This window comes from Photorhabdus stackebrandtii (assembly GCF_011189495.1).
GTDB lineage: Bacteria > Pseudomonadota > Gammaproteobacteria > Enterobacterales > Enterobacteriaceae > Photorhabdus > Photorhabdus khanii.
The window spans coordinates 1-889 of record NZ_PUJV01000145.1; the positions used below are offsets into that span (position 1 = coordinate 1).

Annotated in this window: 1 pseudogene; it reads left to right on the top strand. The window is 49.7% G+C overall.

The features are described 5' to 3' along the window. Window positions 1-480: 480 nt before the first annotated feature. Window positions 481-889 (top strand): annotated as a pseudogene (locus C5470_RS22045) (group II intron reverse transcriptase/maturase); the annotation flags it as partial.

An 889-nucleotide genomic window follows, 5' to 3' on the forward strand; every position in this document is an offset into this window, starting at 1 on the left:
CGGTGCGCTGGGCAAAGCTGTACTGATCTTGCGGGTGAAAGTCCCGTCGTAGAAAGGGATTAGCCAGACCACTATGTAGCGAGTCTTGCGTTTCCGGCGGTAACAAAGGAGATGAAGCGTAGACAGCGAAACACTCGAGCCGAAACCAAAAGGTGAACGTGATAGCGCCGAAATACATTTAATCGTGTGTGCCGATAGTATCGTTCAGCTAGCAGGCAGCAGCGTCTGAATGGTCACACTGGCAAATATCCATTCAGCAGTACACACCGGAGCTGCAGGCGTCGGCGAGTTTGTAGAGAACAGTGCGGAACCCAGGAGATCCTGATATTTCTCAATGGAATGAGTATTTCGGGTACAAGTGCCAAACACAAGGCCTGAGAAATGAATATCAGGAAGTCGGAGTCAGCCATAGTAGCAATGAAGCGAGTAATGACCGTGGAGCGAAGGGCTGGCAGACAGATCGAACGTAAGAGGGCAACAATGACCGTACACAGCAACGACGGGTTATCATGGTTAACAAAACTTGAGCGTATAGGCGAGAAGTCAGCAGGTAACAAACAACGGGTGTTCAATAATTTGGGGCACCTGTTGAACAGTGACATGCTGAAAGGGCAATTTCTGCGGCTTGACGGGAATAAAGCCGTGGGTATCGATCGCATGACAAAAGCCGCTTACGGTGAACATCTTGATGAGAATATCCAAAATCTCATCCTGCGGATACGCAGAGGGACGTACCACCCGAAAGCCGCCCGGATCACTGAAATTCCAAAAGAGGACGGCAGTAAACGGCCTTTAGCCATTTCGTGCACAGAGGACAAACTTATCCAGCTTGCAGTCAGTGATATCCTCAGCCGGATTTATGAACCGTTGTTTATGCCTTGCTCCTACG